At 47.3% G+C, this 18,196-nt stretch carries 15 protein-coding genes; 3 read left to right on the top strand and 12 right to left on the bottom strand.

The window, feature by feature from the left end:
- Positions 1–7: 7 nt before the first annotated feature.
- The 6 genes from N288_RS02165 to N288_RS02140 all read right to left on the bottom strand — a co-directional run bounded on the left by N288_RS02165 (position 8) and on the right by N288_RS02140 (position 5,979).
- Positions 8–1,264, bottom strand: coding sequence for a hypothetical protein (locus N288_RS02165; protein ID WP_009792448.1), 1,257 nt, complete (start codon positions 1,262–1,264; stop codon positions 8–10).
- The gene (locus tag N288_RS02160) at positions 1,261–2,139 is read right to left on the bottom strand and encodes an ABC transporter ATP-binding protein (protein ID WP_009792449.1); all 879 of its coding nucleotides are present in this window, start codon (positions 2,137–2,139) and stop codon (positions 1,261–1,263) included. The genes N288_RS02165 and N288_RS02160 overlap by 4 nt, the downstream gene beginning before the upstream one ends.
- Complete coding sequence (locus N288_RS02155) at positions 2,133–2,903, bottom strand: hypothetical protein (protein ID WP_009792450.1); 771 nt, start codon at positions 2,901–2,903, stop codon at positions 2,133–2,135. The genes N288_RS02160 and N288_RS02155 overlap by 7 nt, the downstream gene beginning before the upstream one ends.
- A complete protein-coding gene (locus tag N288_RS02150; RefSeq protein ID WP_009792451.1) occupies positions 2,890–3,456 on the bottom strand; it encodes an RNA polymerase sigma factor in 567 nt (188 codons plus the stop codon). The genes N288_RS02155 and N288_RS02150 overlap by 14 nt, the downstream gene beginning before the upstream one ends.
- A gap of 146 nt (positions 3,457–3,602) precedes the next feature.
- The gene (locus N288_RS02145; RefSeq protein ID WP_009792452.1) at positions 3,603–5,117 is read right to left on the bottom strand and encodes an MDR family MFS transporter; all 1,515 of its coding nucleotides are present in this window, start codon (positions 5,115–5,117) and stop codon (positions 3,603–3,605) included.
- Positions 5,118–5,238: 121 nt separating this feature from the next.
- Positions 5,239–5,979, bottom strand: a complete 741-nt coding sequence (locus N288_RS02140) for a DUF1836 domain-containing protein (RefSeq protein WP_022543288.1) — start codon at positions 5,977–5,979, stop codon at positions 5,239–5,241.
- A gap of 248 nt (positions 5,980–6,227) precedes the next feature.
- Between N288_RS02140 and htpX the strand changes: the two genes are divergently transcribed.
- Complete coding sequence (htpX, locus tag N288_RS02135; RefSeq protein WP_009792454.1) at positions 6,228–7,106, top strand: protease HtpX; 879 nt, start codon at positions 6,228–6,230, stop codon at positions 7,104–7,106.
- Between the two features lie 135 nt (positions 7,107–7,241).
- On the opposite strand, the gene N288_RS02130 is transcribed toward htpX, so the two are convergent.
- A complete protein-coding gene (locus N288_RS02130) occupies positions 7,242–8,225 on the bottom strand; it encodes a bile acid:sodium symporter family protein (RefSeq protein ID WP_009792456.1) in 984 nt (327 codons plus the stop codon).
- A gap of 21 nt (positions 8,226–8,246) precedes the next feature.
- Positions 8,247–9,620 carry an FAD-binding oxidoreductase gene (locus N288_RS02125; RefSeq protein ID WP_022543287.1) on the bottom strand — a complete coding sequence of 458 codons (1,374 nt, stop codon included), beginning with the start codon at positions 9,618–9,620 and terminating at the stop codon, positions 8,247–8,249.
- Between the two features lie 185 nt (positions 9,621–9,805).
- Here N288_RS02125 and N288_RS02120 point away from each other — a divergent pair, with 185 nt between their 5' ends.
- Both N288_RS02120 and N288_RS02115 read left to right on the top strand, forming a co-directional pair.
- On the top strand, positions 9,806–10,510 hold the full coding sequence (locus N288_RS02120) for a FadR/GntR family transcriptional regulator (protein WP_022543286.1): 705 nt from the start codon (positions 9,806–9,808) through the stop codon (positions 10,508–10,510).
- A gap of 33 nt (positions 10,511–10,543) precedes the next feature.
- Entirely contained in the window at positions 10,544–10,885 is a 342-nt protein-coding gene (locus N288_RS02115) for a hypothetical protein (protein WP_022543285.1), read from the top strand.
- 249 nt (positions 10,886–11,134) lie between these two features.
- Here the strand turns inward: N288_RS02115 and N288_RS02110 are convergent, their stop codons facing one another.
- From N288_RS02110 to N288_RS02095, 4 genes are read right to left on the bottom strand one after another with little or no spacing between them, the layout of a single operon-like run.
- Positions 11,135–13,351: an alpha-galactosidase gene (locus N288_RS02110; protein ID WP_009792461.1), complete on the bottom strand. Its 2,217-nt coding sequence runs from the start codon at positions 13,349–13,351 to the stop codon at positions 11,135–11,137.
- Positions 13,352–13,375: 24 nt separating this feature from the next.
- Positions 13,376–16,414 carry a glycoside hydrolase family 2 TIM barrel-domain containing protein gene (locus N288_RS02105; RefSeq protein ID WP_022543284.1) on the bottom strand — a complete coding sequence of 1,013 codons (3,039 nt, stop codon included), beginning with the start codon at positions 16,412–16,414 and terminating at the stop codon, positions 13,376–13,378.
- A 29-nt stretch (positions 16,415–16,443) separates the two neighbouring features.
- Positions 16,444–17,268: a carbohydrate ABC transporter permease gene (locus tag N288_RS02100; RefSeq protein ID WP_022543283.1), complete on the bottom strand. Its 825-nt coding sequence runs from the start codon at positions 17,266–17,268 to the stop codon at positions 16,444–16,446.
- Positions 17,261–18,184, bottom strand: a complete 924-nt coding sequence (locus N288_RS02095; protein WP_083783087.1) for a carbohydrate ABC transporter permease — start codon at positions 18,182–18,184, stop codon at positions 17,261–17,263. The genes N288_RS02100 and N288_RS02095 overlap by 8 nt, the downstream gene beginning before the upstream one ends.
- Between the last annotated feature and the right edge of the window lie 12 nt (positions 18,185–18,196).

Genomic DNA, 18,196 nt, shown 5'->3' with positions numbered 1-18,196 from the left:
ATCCCCTTCATGTTAAGTCGCATCTATTAAAGCTCTTGCAGGACAGCATCACAGCTGCTGCCAGGAAAATCAGCCAGACACCTGAAACCGCCAGCTCAAATCCTGAAATGACGTGCATGGCGCGGTGCATAAACCAGACAAAAGAATTCAGCACCAGATTCACCGGTGTGAAAAGGCCGATAAAGTAACTGGCATGACTGGTTGGAAAGAGTTTCTGAACAGCAAAAAGCATGCCGAATAACAAGAGAAAGGCAAAAAAAACAAGATAGCTGTTTCGTATCCATCTAGAAATTACGGCAGCCATAAGGGTGAAGATGATCATCATGACATAGGAAAGGCCGATAACTGCAGCAAGATACTGTGAAAACGTCATCTCCCTCACCGTCATGAACCAATGCTCCCCTTTATTAAAATAGCTCGACATTGGGACTTGCCAAAACTGGCTGTAGGGAAAAACTGCAAAATAGACAGCGAGCCCGGCTGCCAGCATGACTGTGAACAGTACTAGATTTGCCGTCAGGGCTGCCCAAAATTTATCCTGCCAAAGCCTCCTTCCCCTTCTGGAGCTGTATGCCAGCAGGTGGGTTCCGCGATCAAATTCAAAATTAATGACATGGCCTGTAATCAGGGCCGCAAGAATCACTCCTTCGAGCAGGAAAGCTTTAAACATGGTTTTAAACAGAAGCAAGTGTGTACCGAAGGCCTCCTGTGAATGGAACAGATGCATATGCTCTCCATTTTCCAGGACTTCCTTGAACCGCTCCTCAAACTTTCCATACTGGCTCCTTACCAGCTCTGCTGCCGAACCTGTCAATCCATACTTCTGAATATTGTACTCAGCAATGCCCACCGGATCTATCTTCCGGTATTCTTCATCAGCATATAAACTGCTTGAATAATAGTATTCCAGCAGCCCTGCGTCATTAAATAGCTCCCTTTCTTCTTTTGTATAGTTTTCTAATGGATCGAAGGCATGATCCGTGAAAAAAGAATTCATATCCTTGTAGGTCTTTGATTCTTTCTCTTCTATCGCAAGATTCACTTGCTTCATCAGGGAGTCATAATCATCCTTCATTGCATCCAGGCTCTCGCCAGTAATATCTGTCCCGTAGGCCGCCGCGAATGCTGATGTTTTTTTCAAATCTTCTTTTATGACCGAATTGTTGAGCACAAGATACAAATTAAAGGCCATGAACAGAAAAACAAGACCAAGGACCGAAGGCGATAAAAAGGCTTTGCGGATTTCCCAGCGCAGAACTCTCATTGAGCCGTAATGCCTGCTTCATCTCTATACTCATAGAGAAAAATATCCTCCAGAACAGGCTGAACCTGTTTCCAGTGAGCTGACTGTCTTTCCTCTGCCATAAAACGGATATTCATCCGGCCCTGTTCCTGCCGTTCAGACAGAGACAAAAAGTTTCTTCTAAAATCGGCTGCTTCACTGAATTCGATTTCTGTTTCAAATACTTTCCCGTCCAGCCTTCGGCAGATATTAGCGATTGAATCCTTATAAAGGACCTTCGCATCCTTTATCATAATAATTTCATTGGCGATCGACTCAACATCTGAAACGATATGAGTGGATAGGATGACAATCCGGTCTCTTGCCAAATCAGACAGGAGGTTCCTGAATCTGACCCGTTCTTTTGGGTCAAGGCCTGCTGTCGGTTCATCGAGAATCAGGATCTTCGGATCATTCAGCATCGCCTGGGCAATCCCCACCCGCTGAATCATCCCTCCTGAAAACTTCCCCATTTTCTTTTTAACCGCACCCTCAAGCGCGACAAGCGTCATGAGATGCGGAATTTTTTCATCCGCTTCCTTCTTAGATATGCCCTTCAAAGCAGCAAGATATTGGAGATACTGATAGGGAGTATAATTTTTGTAATAGCCAAAGTCCTGGGGCAGATAGCCAATTAACTCGCGGTAAGCCTCGCCCATGCTCAGGATATTCTGCCCGCTGTACAGGATTTCACCTTTTCCTGGGTGCAGAAGAGTAGTCAGCATCTTGATGAGGGTCGTTTTCCCTGCGCCATTCGGGGCAAGCAAACCATATACCCCGTTTGAGAATTCCAGCTGCACATCTTTCAATACTGCATGGCTGCCAAAATGTTTGCTTACGCTATTCACTGTCAGCATAGTGTGTAGCCCCCTCTTCTTTTGTTATGAATAAGCAGTTCCTTCAATTTGTTCATATATAAATAGAAAAACAGAACGATGACTGCCCCGTATAAGTACCTGGGAACAGATATGAGCAAGCCCATATATATGGAATTATTCAGTATGACAAGAATAATATTGCCGGCTATCCAAATAACCAGAGCTGCCGCCCGCGCCATATTCGTTTTAAAGAAGCTTAATACATATAAGAACAGCACAGAAAAAATCAGCAGGGAAGCCGTTGATATCAATAAGCCCTGTACAAATTCCACAGCAGCAAACCGTACAGCAAGAGCCAGCACCCATATGCTATTAAGAAGAAAACAGAAGACACTGAATATCAGCATCCGGAAAGCTGCCAGCTGGTGAAGATTATATTTGCAGACCATTTCCAGCTCGTACGTCCCGCTGGCCCTGCTTTTTAAGTATGGCAGGAAGGCGAGGAAGGCATAGAGAAGCGGGGAAACAATCATGATCAAGCTGTAAAAGCTTGTTCCCCCGCCAGCTGCCTCTCCTTCACTGGCTGTGGCTGTGATTCCAATCATTAGCATTGCCAGCATGCCGGCGGCCAGGAGCATTTCAAGCCAATCCTTCATAAGAAACCTGAAGCCGATTCTCCTGTACATTCCCCTTATCAAAGTAATGAATGACTCTTTTCTGACATTGCCCTTTTGGACAATTGACGTTATTTCCTCTTTTGAAATCTTTAGCTCTGGAATCTGCCAGTCTTTATCTTTCTGCATGCGTAAATCCCTCCTTTTTAGCTTCCTCTCTGATAAATTTGAGGCTGCGATAATACTTTGTTTTTACTGTTGATTCTGGAACCTGAAGTGAAGAGGCAATTTCCTGAAAGGTTTGCTCGCCAAACAGCTTCATCCGGAATATCTGCTGATACGAAGCTTCCATTCGATCCAGCACGGCCAAAACTGCTTCTATCTCTTCTTTTTGCAGAATAGACTCAGAAGAATCTTCATGGCTGCCAATTTCAAGATCTTCTATATCCGCCATCCTCCTGCTTGCTTTGTAGTGCTTTGACCTGTAATAATCGACAATTTTATAGGTTGCTATTTTATACAGCCAGGTGCGGAAAAGGGCCCTCTTTCCTTCAAACTGATGAAGTCCATGCAGCATATTAATGAAAATTTCCTGGGTCAAATCCTTGGATTGCTCCTGATCAAGAGTCTGTTTGTAGACATAATGATAGATTTCGCGATAATAAAGGGACACCAGCTCATTCGCTGCCTCTTCGTTTCCCTTTTTAATTATCTTTTGTATGAGCTTTAAGTCCCGATGCATCTCCCACCACTCTATTCCTATCAGAATTCTGTTGGTTCATAAGCTTATATCTATATATTCGTAACAAGGCGGCAATTAGTTTTGAACTTTATTTCTTTTTTGCAAAAAAACAACCGGCAGGATTCCCCCCTGCCGGCCACCTGCCGCTACTCCTGCGGCTTTTCTATTTTCTTGTTGATTTCCACGCGTTCTTTTCCCATAAAGAGAATGGTCACTGCCGCAATGCCGATCGGGATGAGGGCCAGCATAAATATGATGGTGATACTGTCTGACATCCCTGCAATGATTTTATCAAGAACCGGAGCCGGAATTTTCGCCCGCTCTGCCGGTTCGAACAGCTGCTGCGGGTCACCCATCGGCATTGCCCCGCCGCCCTGCATGCCTTTAAAAGCATTCTGCAGTTTGTCAGCAAATACATTCTGCTGGACGATTCCGAAGATGGTAATGCCAAGCGTCATGCCAAGCGAACGCAAGAATGAGTTCGTTGAGTTGGCTGAACCGCGGTATCTCGGATCCAGGTTATGGATGGATGCTGTCGGAAGCAGCGAAAATGAAAACCCTACTCCAAAGCCGGTGAGGATCATAAACAGAGTCAAAGCCCATCTGGCTGTATCAGGTGTCATATTGCCAAGCAGAAGCATGCCTGCAAAAAAGGAAATGACCGAGATGACCATCAGATTCCGATAGCTGGTTTTTGTCTGGAAGATCCCCCCGATGGCGCTTCCTGCTACAGAACCAAGCATCATCGGCGTCAGGATCAGACCGGCATTTTTGGCTGATCCCCCGTACACGGCCTGGACAAAAATCGGGATGTACACAGCCAGGACGACAAAGGTGCCGCCGTAAAGGAATGCAAGGATCTGGGAAGTTGCAAAAAGGCGGCGCTTGAACATCCAGAAAGAAATGATCGGTTCATCCGCCCGCGTTTCCACCCACAGGAACGCAATGAAAAAGAAGACAAAGCCCGCGAACAGTCCGATAATCTGGAAAGAGTCCCAGGCGAATTCCTTTCCGCCGAGCTCAAGGCCGAACATAAGGCTGACAACTGCAGCCACCAGGGTGAAAGCACCGGCCCAGTCAATTTTCTGCCTTTGATAGTCATTGGATTCATGATAGTACTTGATGATCAGGAAGACGGAAACGATCCCGATCGGTACATTTATGTAGAAAACCCAATGCCAGCTGATCCAGTCTGTAATGAATGCTCCGAGCAGCGGGCCCAGGACACTGGCTGTCCCGAACACAGCCCCGAGAAGGCCGGTCATTTTCCCCCGTTTTTCAGGCGGAAAAATATCAAATACAATCGTAAAAGCTATCGGCATGAGGGCTCCTCCGCCAACCCCCTGGATAGCCCGGTAAACGCTGAGCTGGACCATCGACTGGGCAAGCCCGCAAAGGGCAGAGCCGATCAGGAATACAGCCAGTCCAAAAATAAAAAAGCGCTTGCGGCCGTACATATCGGAAAGCTTCCCAAAAATCGGCATGCCCGCCATGACGGTGACCATATAGGCTGAAGTAACCCAGACAAACTGTTCGAATCCGCCCAGGTCTGCCACAATGGTCCCCATCGCTGTGGCAACAATCGTGTTGTCCATCGCTGCCATCAGGATGCCCAGCAGAAGCCCTGCCACTACAAGATTTACATTCTTTTGTTCTGCCACGTTAAACCTCCATTAAAACTGAAATAGGATAGATAAGATATCTATTCAATTTTAAATTTTATCCTTCCAAACATCAATTCCGCCCGTTCGACAAACTCTTACAGAAATACACTGCGGTACCCTATTCTCCGTTAAGAAACAGGGTCGCACTCACATATTTCCTTGTCAGTGTCTTATAGTAGGCTGACAGCACAGTGAGGGCGGCGGTTGTCAGCACATTGGATACAATCTCTTTTTGAGGTCTGGTCAAATCCGTGTATCCTTCCACTATTGAAGCCGATTCTCTCCGGATCTCCTGTTCTACTTGAAATTGCGCGGTGCCTTCAGCCAGCTTCTGCGGATGCACCTTTTCAAAAATGCCGGCATATCCAGCGTAGAAGATGATCGGATCAATCACATCGTCTGTCCTATCTTCCGGATTATTAAAAAGAAGTGTCAGTATCTTACGGATAGAGCCAAAATCCAAAGCCGACTTCAGATCCTCCACAATAAAAAGAATGGCCGCCTGGTCAATGGTATACTTCTTCCCGGCCTGCGGCGTCCCAACCAGTTCGCGCATTTCTCTTTTCACCCAGTTCTGGACTGCTGTGGAGGAAAGATTCGTATACTCGATCTGATTTCCGAGCGAGACAATTTCATTGACGCTGAAGCCCGGAACCGGGGGAGTCTGCCTCATAATTTTTTCAAATACAGCAGGCATATCCGTCTCTATAAATATCTCAAGCTTCTTTCCATATATATTGGTCAGATGGCCCGATTTCCATGCTTCTTGCAGCACAGCCTTCGGGTTCTTCTCCCCTTCCCCCCTGAGGGCAAATAAAAGCTCCGCCATCCTGGCCCTCGACAACTGAAACAACTCCATACTCATTCATCTCCCGACCGATACTTTGTAACCCTATCCTAAATCTTTCCCCTGACACCGTCAACGGTGCTTCCGCGTGCCTGGCACCATATGTGGACAAAAATGGCGTATTTGTCTTTTTCCGGTGTCAGGCACGGAGTGTTTGGGGAGGATGTTTTATACTTGCTTATTTGTGCATAATCATATAAAATAAGGTCAAGTTACAAGTTCAAATGACCTTAAAATTTATATAAAAAGGATGAGAAGAATTGGGTAAAAGGATATTTTACTTTTTATTGACCAATGTGCTGGTTCTGTTGACCATCTCGATTATTTTTTCACTGATCGGCGGCGGAAATTACATTAATGCACAGGGCGGGATTGATTTTGCTTCCCTGCTGATATTCAGTGCTGTCATTGGTTTCTCCGGATCATTCATCTCCCTGGCAATGTCGCGCTGGATGGCAAAGCGGATGATGAATGTCCAGGTGCTGAAGCCTGAAGGGTCTTTATCTCCTTCTGAAAGGCAGATTGTTGAAAAAGTCCACCGCCTCTCAAGGGCAGCAGGACTCACACATATGCCGGAGGTCGGAATCTATCATTCCCCTGAGGTTAACGCATTTGCGACCGGACCTTCCAAAAAGCGTTCATTGGTTGCAGTATCGACTGGTCTGCTTCAGGAAATGGATGATGATGCCATTGAAGGCGTTATTGCCCATGAAGTTGCCCATATTGCCAATGGCGATATGGTGACCATGACCCTCCTGCAGGGTGTAGTGAACACATTCGTCGTCTTCCTGGCCCGTATTGCTGCCTGGGTGGCATCACGTTTTGTAAGGGAAGAGATGGCTCCGATTGTCCACTTCATCGCAGTGATTATCTTCCAGATCGCATTCTCGATCCTTGGAAGCCTGGTCGTGTTCGCCTACTCAAGGCATCGCGAATACCACGCAGACCGGGGAGGCGCAGATCTTGCCGGCAGGGATAAAATGACCCATGCCCTCCACATGCTGAAAGCCTACTCTGCCCGTATGAAAGGCGAAGAGCAGACAGCGATATCAACCTTGAAAATTAATAACAAAGGCAAGCGTTCCCTATTCTCAACCCACCCTGATCTGGATGAGAGAATCAGACGTTTGAACAGCTAATAACACAAATGCTGGCTCGTTAAAGGCCGCCTTCCCCCGGCGGATTTAGCGGGCCGGCATTTTTTTGCTTCTGCTTTCTTTCCTGAAAACGAAAAGCACTGCTGCTGCAGTGCTTCTCCTAAATCTCAAATTCTGCTATACATTTGTTTTCGCATTTCCTTCACTAATGGGGTAATCTTCTTCCGCTCTTTCGGAAACAGGCTTCTTCGACCAATAGGTAGCCAAAATCGGGCCGGATATATTATGCCATACAGCACCAGCTACACTCGGCAGTGCTGCGAGAGGGCCAAAATGGGCCGTGGCAAGCGCCACACCAAGACCTGAGTTCTGCATTCCGACCTCAATGCTGATGGCTCTCCTTGTGCTTTCATCCAGCCTTAAGGCTGACGCGGCCAAATAGCCCAATAAAAGCCCCAATCCATTGTGAAGCGCTACAGCTGCAAAGGTCAGCAGCCCTGCCGATGCAATATTGGCTACATTTCCTGCTACCACAGCTGCGACAATAATAATGATGGCAAGTACGGAAATAAGCGGAATGATCGTGATGCCTTTTTCTACAGCCTGCGGCATAAAACGGCGGATAAGCAGGCCTAGAACGATCGGTACAATGATGACCTGAACAATCGATAGGATCATGGCTTTCGCATCCACCGGCATCCACTGGCCTGCCAGCAGCAGCAGGATAAAGGGGGTTGCCAGCGGGGCAAGCAGCGTTGAAAACGAAGTCATAGCGATGGAAAGAGGCAGATTCCCTTTTGCCAAGTAAACCATCACATTGGAAGCCGTTCCCCCTGGTACAGACCCAAGCAGGACCAGGCCGGCTGCAAGCTCTGCAGGCAGATCCAGAAGGTAAGCAATTGCAAATGCCCCGAGCGGCATGATGATGAACTGGGCACAGACACCGATGATAACAGGCACCGGATTTTTAAAAATAAGATTAAAGTCGGTCCCTTTCAAGGTCAGCCCCATTCCAAACATAACAACGCCAAGCAGGATGGTGATATAGCTGCCGAACACAAGGAATGGGTCAGGCAGCAGGTAAGCAATCACCGCCATGCAGATGACCCATATGGCAAAATATTTGCCGGCAATTGTACTGATTGTTTCAAGAACCCTCATCAATTTTCCCCCGCTTTCTTTTTAAACAAGTTTATTGGGATTCAGGAGGCCTTCTGGATCAATGGCCCGCTTGATTTTCTTCATCACCTCATAGGCCGCGCCATGCTCCTTCTCCTGATACTTCTGCTTGCCGATTCCGACCCCATGCTCTCCTGTACAGGTCCCGCCGCGCTCCAGTGCATACATGACAATCCGTTCATTGAACTCCTCTGCCTGCTGCACCTCCAGCGGATCATCCATATTGATCATCAGCAGCACATGAAAATTCCCGTCCCCGACATGCCCGACTATGCCCCCGGCCAATCCCAGTGCATCGAGGTGGACCTTGCTGTGTTCCACAGCTCCGGCCAGTTCTGATATAGGCAGGCATACATCTGTTACCATCATCTTCTTTCCAGGATACCCGTGAATATAAGCATAAGCGAGATTATGGCGCGCCTCCCAGAGCTGCGTCCTGGAAGCGTTGTCAGTTTCAAAGTCAATTTGTTCTGCCTGGCATTCCTCAGCGATCGCCTTCATGAATTCAACATCCTGCTTCAGCCCGGCCCCGTTTCCATGAAACTCCAGAAACAGCGTCGGCTTTTCAGCATACCCGGTACCGCTGAATAAATTAACCTGCTTCATTGAAGCCTCATCAACTAGCTCTCCCCTGGCTATCGGAATTCCTGCCTGGAGGATGCTGACGATTGCTTCGACCGCAGAGGTGATGGTGGGAAATGAAGCCCTTGCCGCCAGAATGGCTTCCGGTATGCCATACACCTTCAAGGTCAATTCAGTAAAGCATCCCAGCGTCCCTTCAGATCCGACAAACAGTCCATTCAAATGATAGCCGGAGGATGATTTGGCCGCCAGATTGCCTGTATGTATAATGGTCCCGTCAGCTGTCACCACTTCAAGATCGCGAACCTGATCCCGCATCACTCCATACCTGACCGAGGTTGTCCCGCTTGCATTGGTCGCAGCCATCCCGCCTAAAGTGGCATCTGCCCCAGGATCAACCGGGAAAAACAAACCATATTTCTTCAGGACTTTGTTAAGCTGGGACCGGGTAACGCCCGGCTGCACCCGCACAAGAAAATCCTTTTCCCTGACCTCCAGCACTTTATCCATTTTTGAAAAATCGACAGTTATCCCGCCGTTATAGGGGATCACATGTCCTTCCAGGCTGGTTCCGCGCCCAAATGGGATAACCGGCATTTTATGCCGCCTGGCAGTTATGATGATTTTTTGGACATCCTCCGTCGATTCCGGAAAGACGACGACATCCGGCAGGCTTTCTTTATGATAGGATTCATCCCGGCTTCGCTGCTCCCTTTCTGTTTGATTGACAGAAACCTGCCCTTCTTTTAACATACTCTGCAGTTCTCCTATCGCTTCCGCGCTGACTGTATTCATGCATCTCTCTCCCTGCTGAATAATGGTTCATACCAATTAGTTATATATTCAGATTGGTCCAACCTTTTCGTCCATTTTACTAAATTGTCTGAAAAAATCAATAACTTCTTTCAAAGTATTGAGCTTTCCCTGGATTTTCTGTATGATGAAATCGCTTTACCTGTCATTTTTAGGGAGTGAAAAATATGAAAAAAAAGGCCTATGAAACTATAATAGATCACCTTCAGAATATACTTTTTTCCGGTGCCTTCCAGCCCGGGGACAGGCTTCCGACTGAAAGGGAACTGGCATCCCGCTTTACGGCGAGCCGCACATCTGTCAGAGAAGCCTTAAGGCAGCTCGAAGCACAGGGGGTGCTCGAAATCAGGCAGGGCAGCGGGAGCTATTTGAAAGCCCGTCCGAATTCCCGGCCGGAGAGCGTCTCTTTTACCATCGAAAATGAAAAAACCAAGCTTGTCTATGAGATGCTTGAGCTCAGGCGCGCCTTGGAAGTAGAATGTGCCGGGCTTGCAGCACAGAGGGCAGGCTCTCTGGATTTGGAGCCGATCAGACAGGCCCTTCTCCTGATGGAGAGCACGGATGATGCAGAGCTGGGGATTAAGGCGGATGTCGACTTTCATTTCGCCATTGTCAATGCCGCCCGCAATTCCATCTTTGCCAAACTGTTTGAAACGGTAAGCGGACATATGAATGACACCATCCGTGCTACTAGGAAGGAAAGGCTCCTCGATCCATCGAGAAGGCAGGATACCATTGAAGAGCATAAAGAAATCTTTCTGGCCATCGCTTCAGGCCAGGTCCAAGAAGCAAGGCTCTCCATGGAAAAGCATATCTCCCTAATCAGGAGAGAGCTTTCTTTAGGAATGATAGATAGGCAGCAGGTACAGTGAGCTTTTTATAAGGCTGAAATCAGGAGGAGCATTATGTATTGGGAGACTATGCCCGGCTGGTTTTGGGCCATTTATTATTCTATTCTGTTTAGCTCGATGGTTGCCGCTGTCTATTGTATTATGAAAGAACAGCTGAAGATTCCATCTGTCATTTTGATTTTCTTTGTACTGAGTGTACCTATTGCCAGCATGGCTGCCAGCACTGAAAGAGGACCCGGAATAAATGAAATGGAATACTTTATCGGCCAGCTGCAGCAGGGCATCGGCTGGACCTTATTTTCGCTGGCAGGTTATTTATATTTGATGCTGTGGTGGTTCCTTTTCTTTTTCAAAAAGAGGTGTCATCACAGGAAAAGTAAGGAGATTTCTTCTTAATCAAACGTTTGATTAAAGAGGCTTCAGCACTTGGGGCATATGCATTTTGGTTCTGAAGCTTGGACTCATGGGTGCAAAGCTACGGATCAATTGCTTTTAAGAACTTTATCTTTGCGCTCCCCCTGCAGCTTCTCGTTATGGGGCGTCTTGTCCGCTTTCTATTCGAGAGGTTGTTAAAGGCAGGGAGATTGAAGAATCAGCAGTTTAATAGTCTTCAAAGGAAAAAGGGCGGTTCTCCCGCCCTTCCTTTTAATCCACTGCTCTTAAATGGAACACATAAGACTGAAAATCCCCGCCGCGCTCGGCCGTCTTTCCATTAACGCCGTTAAATTCAACGGGAAGCTGCAGCCCGGTCTGCATCAGCTCATCTCCGTAATAGCTTCTGCTGCTTCCTGATACCTGGTACATAATAGAAGGATCCAGTCCTGAAAGCTTCAGCGTTTGCTGTTTCGGCGGATTCGCCATTGCCAGTACCTTATACCAGCCAACCAGCGCCTCCGTTTTGTCCTCATTCACTGTCAGCCAGGCTGTTTCGTTTCCTTCAAAAGGACTCAATAATCTGCAGAAATGCCCGTCCCTTATCAGGCTTCGGTGCTGTTTATAAAAAGAAACCTGCTCTGAAATCCGGCTGCGCTCTTCATCTGATAGACTAAGAGGATTCAATTCATAACCAAATGTTCCAAAATAGGCTGTATTGGCCCGGGTAGACAGCGGAGTCTCTCTTAAAGTCTGGTGGTTCGGCACGGCAGACACATGTGACCCGATGCTGTACAGAGGATAGGCAAAGGAGGTCCCATATTGGATCTTCAATCTTTCGACTGCATCTGTATCATCGCTGGCCCACGCCTGCGGGGCGTAATACAGCATTCCGGGATCGAACCTGCCTCCCCCGCCTGCACACGATTCAAATAATACCTCCGGAAATTCTGATGTCAGCTTTTGATACAAGCGGTACACTCCAAGAATATAACGATGGAAGAACTCACCCTGCTGCCCAGCCGGAAGATTCGCTGAAAAGGCTTCCGTGATATTCCGGTTCATGTCCCATTTTATGTAGGACAATCCTGTCATTTTAATGATGCCTGACATTTTCTCATATAAATACTCGACGATCTCTTCCCGTGAGAAGTCCAGCACCAGCTGATTCCTCCCCAGGGTTTGGCCGACCGCCCAGTCGGGATGCTTTTCATACAGCCTGCTTTTCGGGCTGATCATCTCCGGTTCGAACCAAAGGCCGAATTTCATTCCGGTTTCCTTTATTTTTTCTGCGAGCTTCTCCAATCCATTCGGGAGCTTGCTTTCGTCTGTTTCCCAGTCTCCCAGCGAGGTTGTGTCATCATTGCGCTTGCCAAACCAGCCATCATCCAGGACAAACAGCTCGATTCCCAGCTCTGCAGCAGACTTTGCGATATTCACCAGCTTTTCTTCGTTAAAATCAAAGTAGGTGGCTTCCCAGTTATTAATCAGAATCGGCCTTTCCTTTTTGCGCCATTGTGCAGGAATCAGATGTTTCCGGTAAAGATTATGGAAGGCCTGGCTCATCCCGTTCAGCCCGCTGTCAGAGTATATCATCACTGCTTCCGGGCTCTGGAATGACTCCTTTTCCCCCAGAGACCAGTGAAACCCGAAAGGATGGATGCCAGCTGTAAGCCTTACCGCTTCATAATGGTCCACCTCAGCCTGAATGATGAAATTGCTGCTGTAAACAAAGTTTAAGCCATAGACCTCACCGTTATGCTCTGTCGCATCAGGCCTCGCCAATGCGGCAAACGGATTATGATGGTGAGAGCTTGCACCTCTTATGCTTGAAATGGATTGAATTCCTGCCTGGAGCTTTCTTTCCTTCACATGCCGCTCCCTTGACCAGGTACCTGCCAGATGAAGAAAGCGAAAGTTACTATCAGGTAAATCAATGGACGCACTCATTAAACGGTCTATTTCAAGAGACTCTTCTCCTTCATTTTTAAGGAGGACGCTTCTTGTGATCGCAGGATGATTCTTGAAAATGGTGTAATTCAGCAAAAGCTCTGCCTGAAGTTTTTCATCCCTTAAAAAGATCTGGAGCGTAGCCGCTTCCCCATTCTCTTCCGTATAGGTGGCCGGAAGCCCCTTTAGCAGGGGCTTCCCTTCCATTATCTTAAAACGTTCAAACTGAAAGTCAGGAATATGATTCAATCCATTTCGTTTTACCAAAATGGCAGGTTCCCTGAAATCTGAGCTGCCATAGACAGGATATTCCTGGCGCAATGTCTCAAGGGAAAAGGCAGGATCATCTGCATAAGGGTGGCAGCTTGCTGCGGTCGGTACATCATAAATCTGTAAATGGGAAAAATCCTCCCGGTGGCGGAGTGCCTTTCCGTAATAAAGATGGCCAAGCTGGCCATTTTTCATGACGTGAAAAATATAGCTGACCTGCCCATTTGTCAGATGGAACTGTCTTGTCTCACTGTTTGCATGTATTAGCATAGGATCACCTGCTTCAAAAAATTCTTACACCCGTTCAATGACAAACTCGAATACCATGTCTTTCTCCGGCTGGATTGTATGTTCGCTGTGGACAGGAGCCCCCCAGCTGTCATCGCCGCCCACACCCATCTGGCGGCCGGCAACCGTCACCACTGTGTAATGGATATCAGGCAGTTCATAGTGATGGTTTGCATGCTCCAATTCGAATGCCGTGTATGGAGAGACTGTACACTCCACCGGCTCCCCTTCTGCTGAGATCCTGATGCCTGAACCATTCTGATTGGTTATGTCCACTGAGCGGACGCCGGTACGGTTTCCGGACTCCTGCGGCATCACATAGCCGGAGACATTATCTTTCACTGTGTTCTGGAATCTTCCAAGCCTGGCCCCACGGCTGCGGTCATCATAATTCTCCTCCGGCCCAAGGGCATACCAGTCAAGCTTTTCATATTCAGCCGGCACCTTGAAGGAAAGGGCGAATATCGGCATTTGCGGAAGGTTATCTGCACCATTGTATACGGATCTTACATGCAGGGAACCATTTTCGCGTACTGTGTAATGAACCTTTACGCTCATTTTTTCGCTGATGGAAAATTGATAGCTGAACGCAATTTCGGCAGAGCCCGCTTCTTCTTCCTTTACTTCCACCGCTGTACACTGCCTTGCCAGGCTCGCCGCATACCATGCCCCTGATGTGAATCCCTGTGCGAATCCCCTGTCATTGTCTGTAGTTGCTCTCCAGAACAGCGGGAAGACTGGATACGAAATCATTTCTTTTCCGGCATATTTGAGCGAGACAAGTGTTCCAGCCTGCTTAGAGAATATGATGGAAAAATCGCTTCCATGGACACCGATATTTACGTCTCCTTCTACAATCCTTAGTTTCCCAGACACTGCTTCAGCTTTTTGCTCACCTTCCACCTCGAAAATATATTGGCCGAATGCAGCTTCATGCCCCTGCTCAGCCCATTGCTCCGGCTCTCTAAGGATAAGCGAAGCTGTAATGCAGTACTCACCAGCCTTCTCTCTGATAGCTTCAGGCCATTCGAAGGCTGCATACCCTTCTTCACCTGGATTTACAGACAAGGACGAAAATCCTTTAAAAATCTCATTTCCCTCATGCTGCAGTGTATACTGCAGATCATACTGTTCCAGATTAGTAAACAAGCTTTCATTCTTAATCCTGGCACCGGCCCATTCTACTTCCAGCTTAAAGTCCTGATAAAGGAATTTCACTTCCTGCATTTTCGGGGACAGCTCCCGGTTGGCATAAACGATGCCGTTCGTACAGAAGCCATAATCGGTCGGCCGGTCATCAAAGTCCCCGCCATAGGCAAGAAATTCTTTGCCGAAACGGTCTTTTTTCACCAGTGACTGATCAATATAATCCCAAATAAAGCCGCCCTGGTACATCGGGTATTTGTTTTCCAGATCAGTATATTTGTACATGCCTCCAAGCGAGTTGCCCATCGCATGCATATATTCACAGCTGATGTATGGCTTTTCGGGATCTTCGGTTAAGTATTTTTCAATATCGGCCGGCTTGGCATACATCCGGCTTTCCATGTCACTCGTTTCGCTGTAATTCCGGTCATAGAATACCCCTTCATAATGAACGAGCCTGCCGGGGTCTTTTTCCTTGAAGTATTTTGAGACGTTCAGGATCACGTCGCCTGCATATGATTCATTGCCGCAGGACCAGATCAGGATGGATGGATGGTTCTTATCCCGCTCATACATGGAAATCGCCCGGTCCATGACGATATCCTGCCATTCCGGCAGATTCCCCGGTATATTCCAGGAAGGCTCGACTTTGCCCATCTTCTGCCATGATCCATGTGTTTCAAGATTCATTTCATCAATCACGTAAATCCCGTATTCATCACAAAGCTCATACCACAGGCTCTGGTTCGGATAATGCGAGGTGCGCACAGCATTGATGTTATGCTGCTTAAGCATCTTAATATCCCAGAGCATATCCTCCCTGGTGATGGCCCTTCCTGTCCGGCAATTGAATTCATGCCGGTTGACTCCTTTAAAGACAATCCGCTGTCCGTTCAGGGTCATGATTTTATCTTTCATTTCAAACCTTCTGAACCCAACCCTTTCCGGTATAACTTCTTCTATACTTCCGTTTTCTCCATATACCGTAAGATAAAGCTTATACAGGTTAGGCTGCTCCGCACTCCATAATGCAGGAGAGTCGAGCCCGAGCGTGAATTCCCAGCTCCCGCCGCTTTCAACTGCCTCTCCTGAGGAAACACGGTTCCCAAGGTCGTCATATAAATCTGCTGCAATCCGTGACGGAACATCACTGCCCTTCAGCAGTTCCAGTCTTCCCTTCAGCGTACCGCTGGTGAAATGATCATCAAGCTCTGTCCTGACAAAAAGGTCATTGATGTGAGTGCCGGGCACCGTATACAGATACACATCCCGGAATATCCCGGAGAAGCGCCAGAAATCCTGATCCTCCAGCCAGCTTCCTGTACTGCGCTGGTATACTTCTACAGCCAGCTTGTTATCACCATCCTTAAGGTATGGTGTCAGCTCAAACTCAGCAGGAGTAAAGCTGTCCTCGCTGTAGCCGACGAATTCTCCGTTCAGCCACACATAAAAAGCGGACTCCACTCCCTGGAATGAAATATAAAGAGGCTTGCCTTCCATAGATTCAGGCACCGTAAATTCTTTTACATAGCTTCCGACAGGATTAACGTCCTGCGGAATCTCAGGCGGGCGGATATCAGCAAGGCCGTCCCATGGATACATCGTATTCGCATATTGGGGTTTGCCGTAGCCCTGCAGCTGGATGTGTCCGGGGACATTGATGAAATCCCAGCCATCACACGAAAATTTTTCCTTGTAAAATTCGGCAGGCCTCATATCGGGGTTCACCGAATAATTAAATTTCCAGCTGCCATTCAGGCTGTGTCGCATGCTCATGGAAGCACCCGCCCTGGCTTCTTCCAGTGTTTTATAGTATTTATGGTCTGAGTGTGCGGGGAGGCGGTTCACTGCAAACACACTGACATCCGATAGCCAATTTAAAGATGGAGTTGAAGACATTTTTCCTGCACTTCCTTTTTATAAAAAGTTTATTTAACCGATCCCATCATCCCTGCCACGAAGTGCTTCTGCATAATGAAGAAAATCAGTGCAGACGGGAGGGTCGCAATGACAATAGCTGTCATGATCACACCATAGTCAGGTGAATAGCTTGAACCTAAGTTGGATATCAAAAGCGGAATTGTCTGGTTTTCCGGTGACTGCAGGACAACCAGGGGCCATAGATAGCTGTTCCAGCTTGCCATGAAGGTGATGATTGCAGCTGCAGCATAAGTCGTTTTCATGGTTGGCACATAAATGCGGAAAAAGATGCCCAGCTCAGAAAGACCATCGATCCGCCCGGCTTCGAGTATGTCGCGCGGAAACATTTTTGTGCTCTGCCTGAAGAAGAAAATCAGGAAAGCGGTAGTAATCGTCGGCAGGACGGCTGCCGTGAGAGTGTCGATCCCGATCATCGGCATGGTCTGCGATATGGTTCCGAACATGCGGAATAAAGGCACCATTAAAGCAGCAAACGGAATCATCATTGATAAGAGCAGGATATTGAACACAATATCCTTCGCCCGGCTTCGGTAGATTTCAAAGCCATAGCCTGCAAGGGAAGCAATCAGAAGCGCCAGCAGAGTCGTAGAAATCGAGATTTTTGCTGAGTTCATCAGGGCTGGAACGAGATCAACCGTATTCAGGAGATTCGTCACATTATCCATAAAATGGCTGCCCGGAAGAAGTCTGCCTTTTGTTACATCTGCTGACCTGTTTGTCGAGCTGACGATCATCCATAGAAATGGGAATATGGAAATGATAGAAGCCACTATCAGAACGGTGTAGCCTATTATACGATTCGATTTACTCATTTCTGTCACCTGCCACTTTAAACTGAATGATGGAGAAAATGACAATCAAGATGACAATGGCATATGAAACCGTTGCAGCATAGCCAAAATCAGGTGTGTACTTAAAGGAAAGATTATAAATATATTGAGAGATTGTCATGGTTGCATTTGCCGGTCCGCCCGCTGTGATATTCATGACTTCGTCAAACAGCTGCAGTGTACCGATTGTTGATGTAATAGATGTAAAGAGAATGATCGGCTTCAGCATGGGCACCGTTATTCTGAAGAACTGCTGAAAAGAAGAGGCCCCGTCCATTTTGGCTGCTTCATAGATTGACTGATCCACATTTTGAAGAGCCGATAAATAAAAAATCATATTATAACCCGTCCATCGCCAAGTGATGGCCACAATGATCGTTACTTTTGCCCAGAACGGATCAGTGAGCCAGGAAATCGGCTCAGAAATAAGCGCCAGCTTCATCAGCATAATATTGATGATTCCATCCTGGCTGAAAAGGTACTTAAAGATGACCGAGTAGGCTACCAGTGAGGTCACACACGGCAAAAAGATGGCTGTCCGGAATAATCCCTTCCACTTAAGTGTTTTGTTGTTAAGCAATACAGAAAGGAATAAAGCCAGAATAATCATCACTGGCACCTGGACAATCAAGAAGATCACAGTATTCTTAAGAGTCGTCAGAAAAGTAGGATCCTTCAAAAGCCGGGTATAATTATCAATCCCGGTGAATTGAAGATTTGCTCCTGTCCCTGACTGAAACGAAAGAAGTAATGCCTGTACCATCGGATAAAAATAAAACAAGCAAATCAATCCTGCTGCAATGACGATAAATGACCATCCCACTGCACCATTCTTTATTTTCAATTTTCTATTTGGCCTTGCTGTGCCTGGGCCCTGCCCTGGCTTTTCTGCTGTCATTGTCTGGCTGGC

The sequence above is a fragment of the Bacillus infantis NRRL B-14911 genome, assembly GCF_000473245.1.
GTDB classification, from domain to species: Bacteria; Bacillota; Bacilli; order Bacillales; family Cytobacillaceae; genus Bacillus_AB; species Bacillus_AB infantis.
The sequence above is the reverse complement of the archived record's forward strand: the minus strand, read 5'-3'. Positions and strand labels throughout refer to the sequence as shown.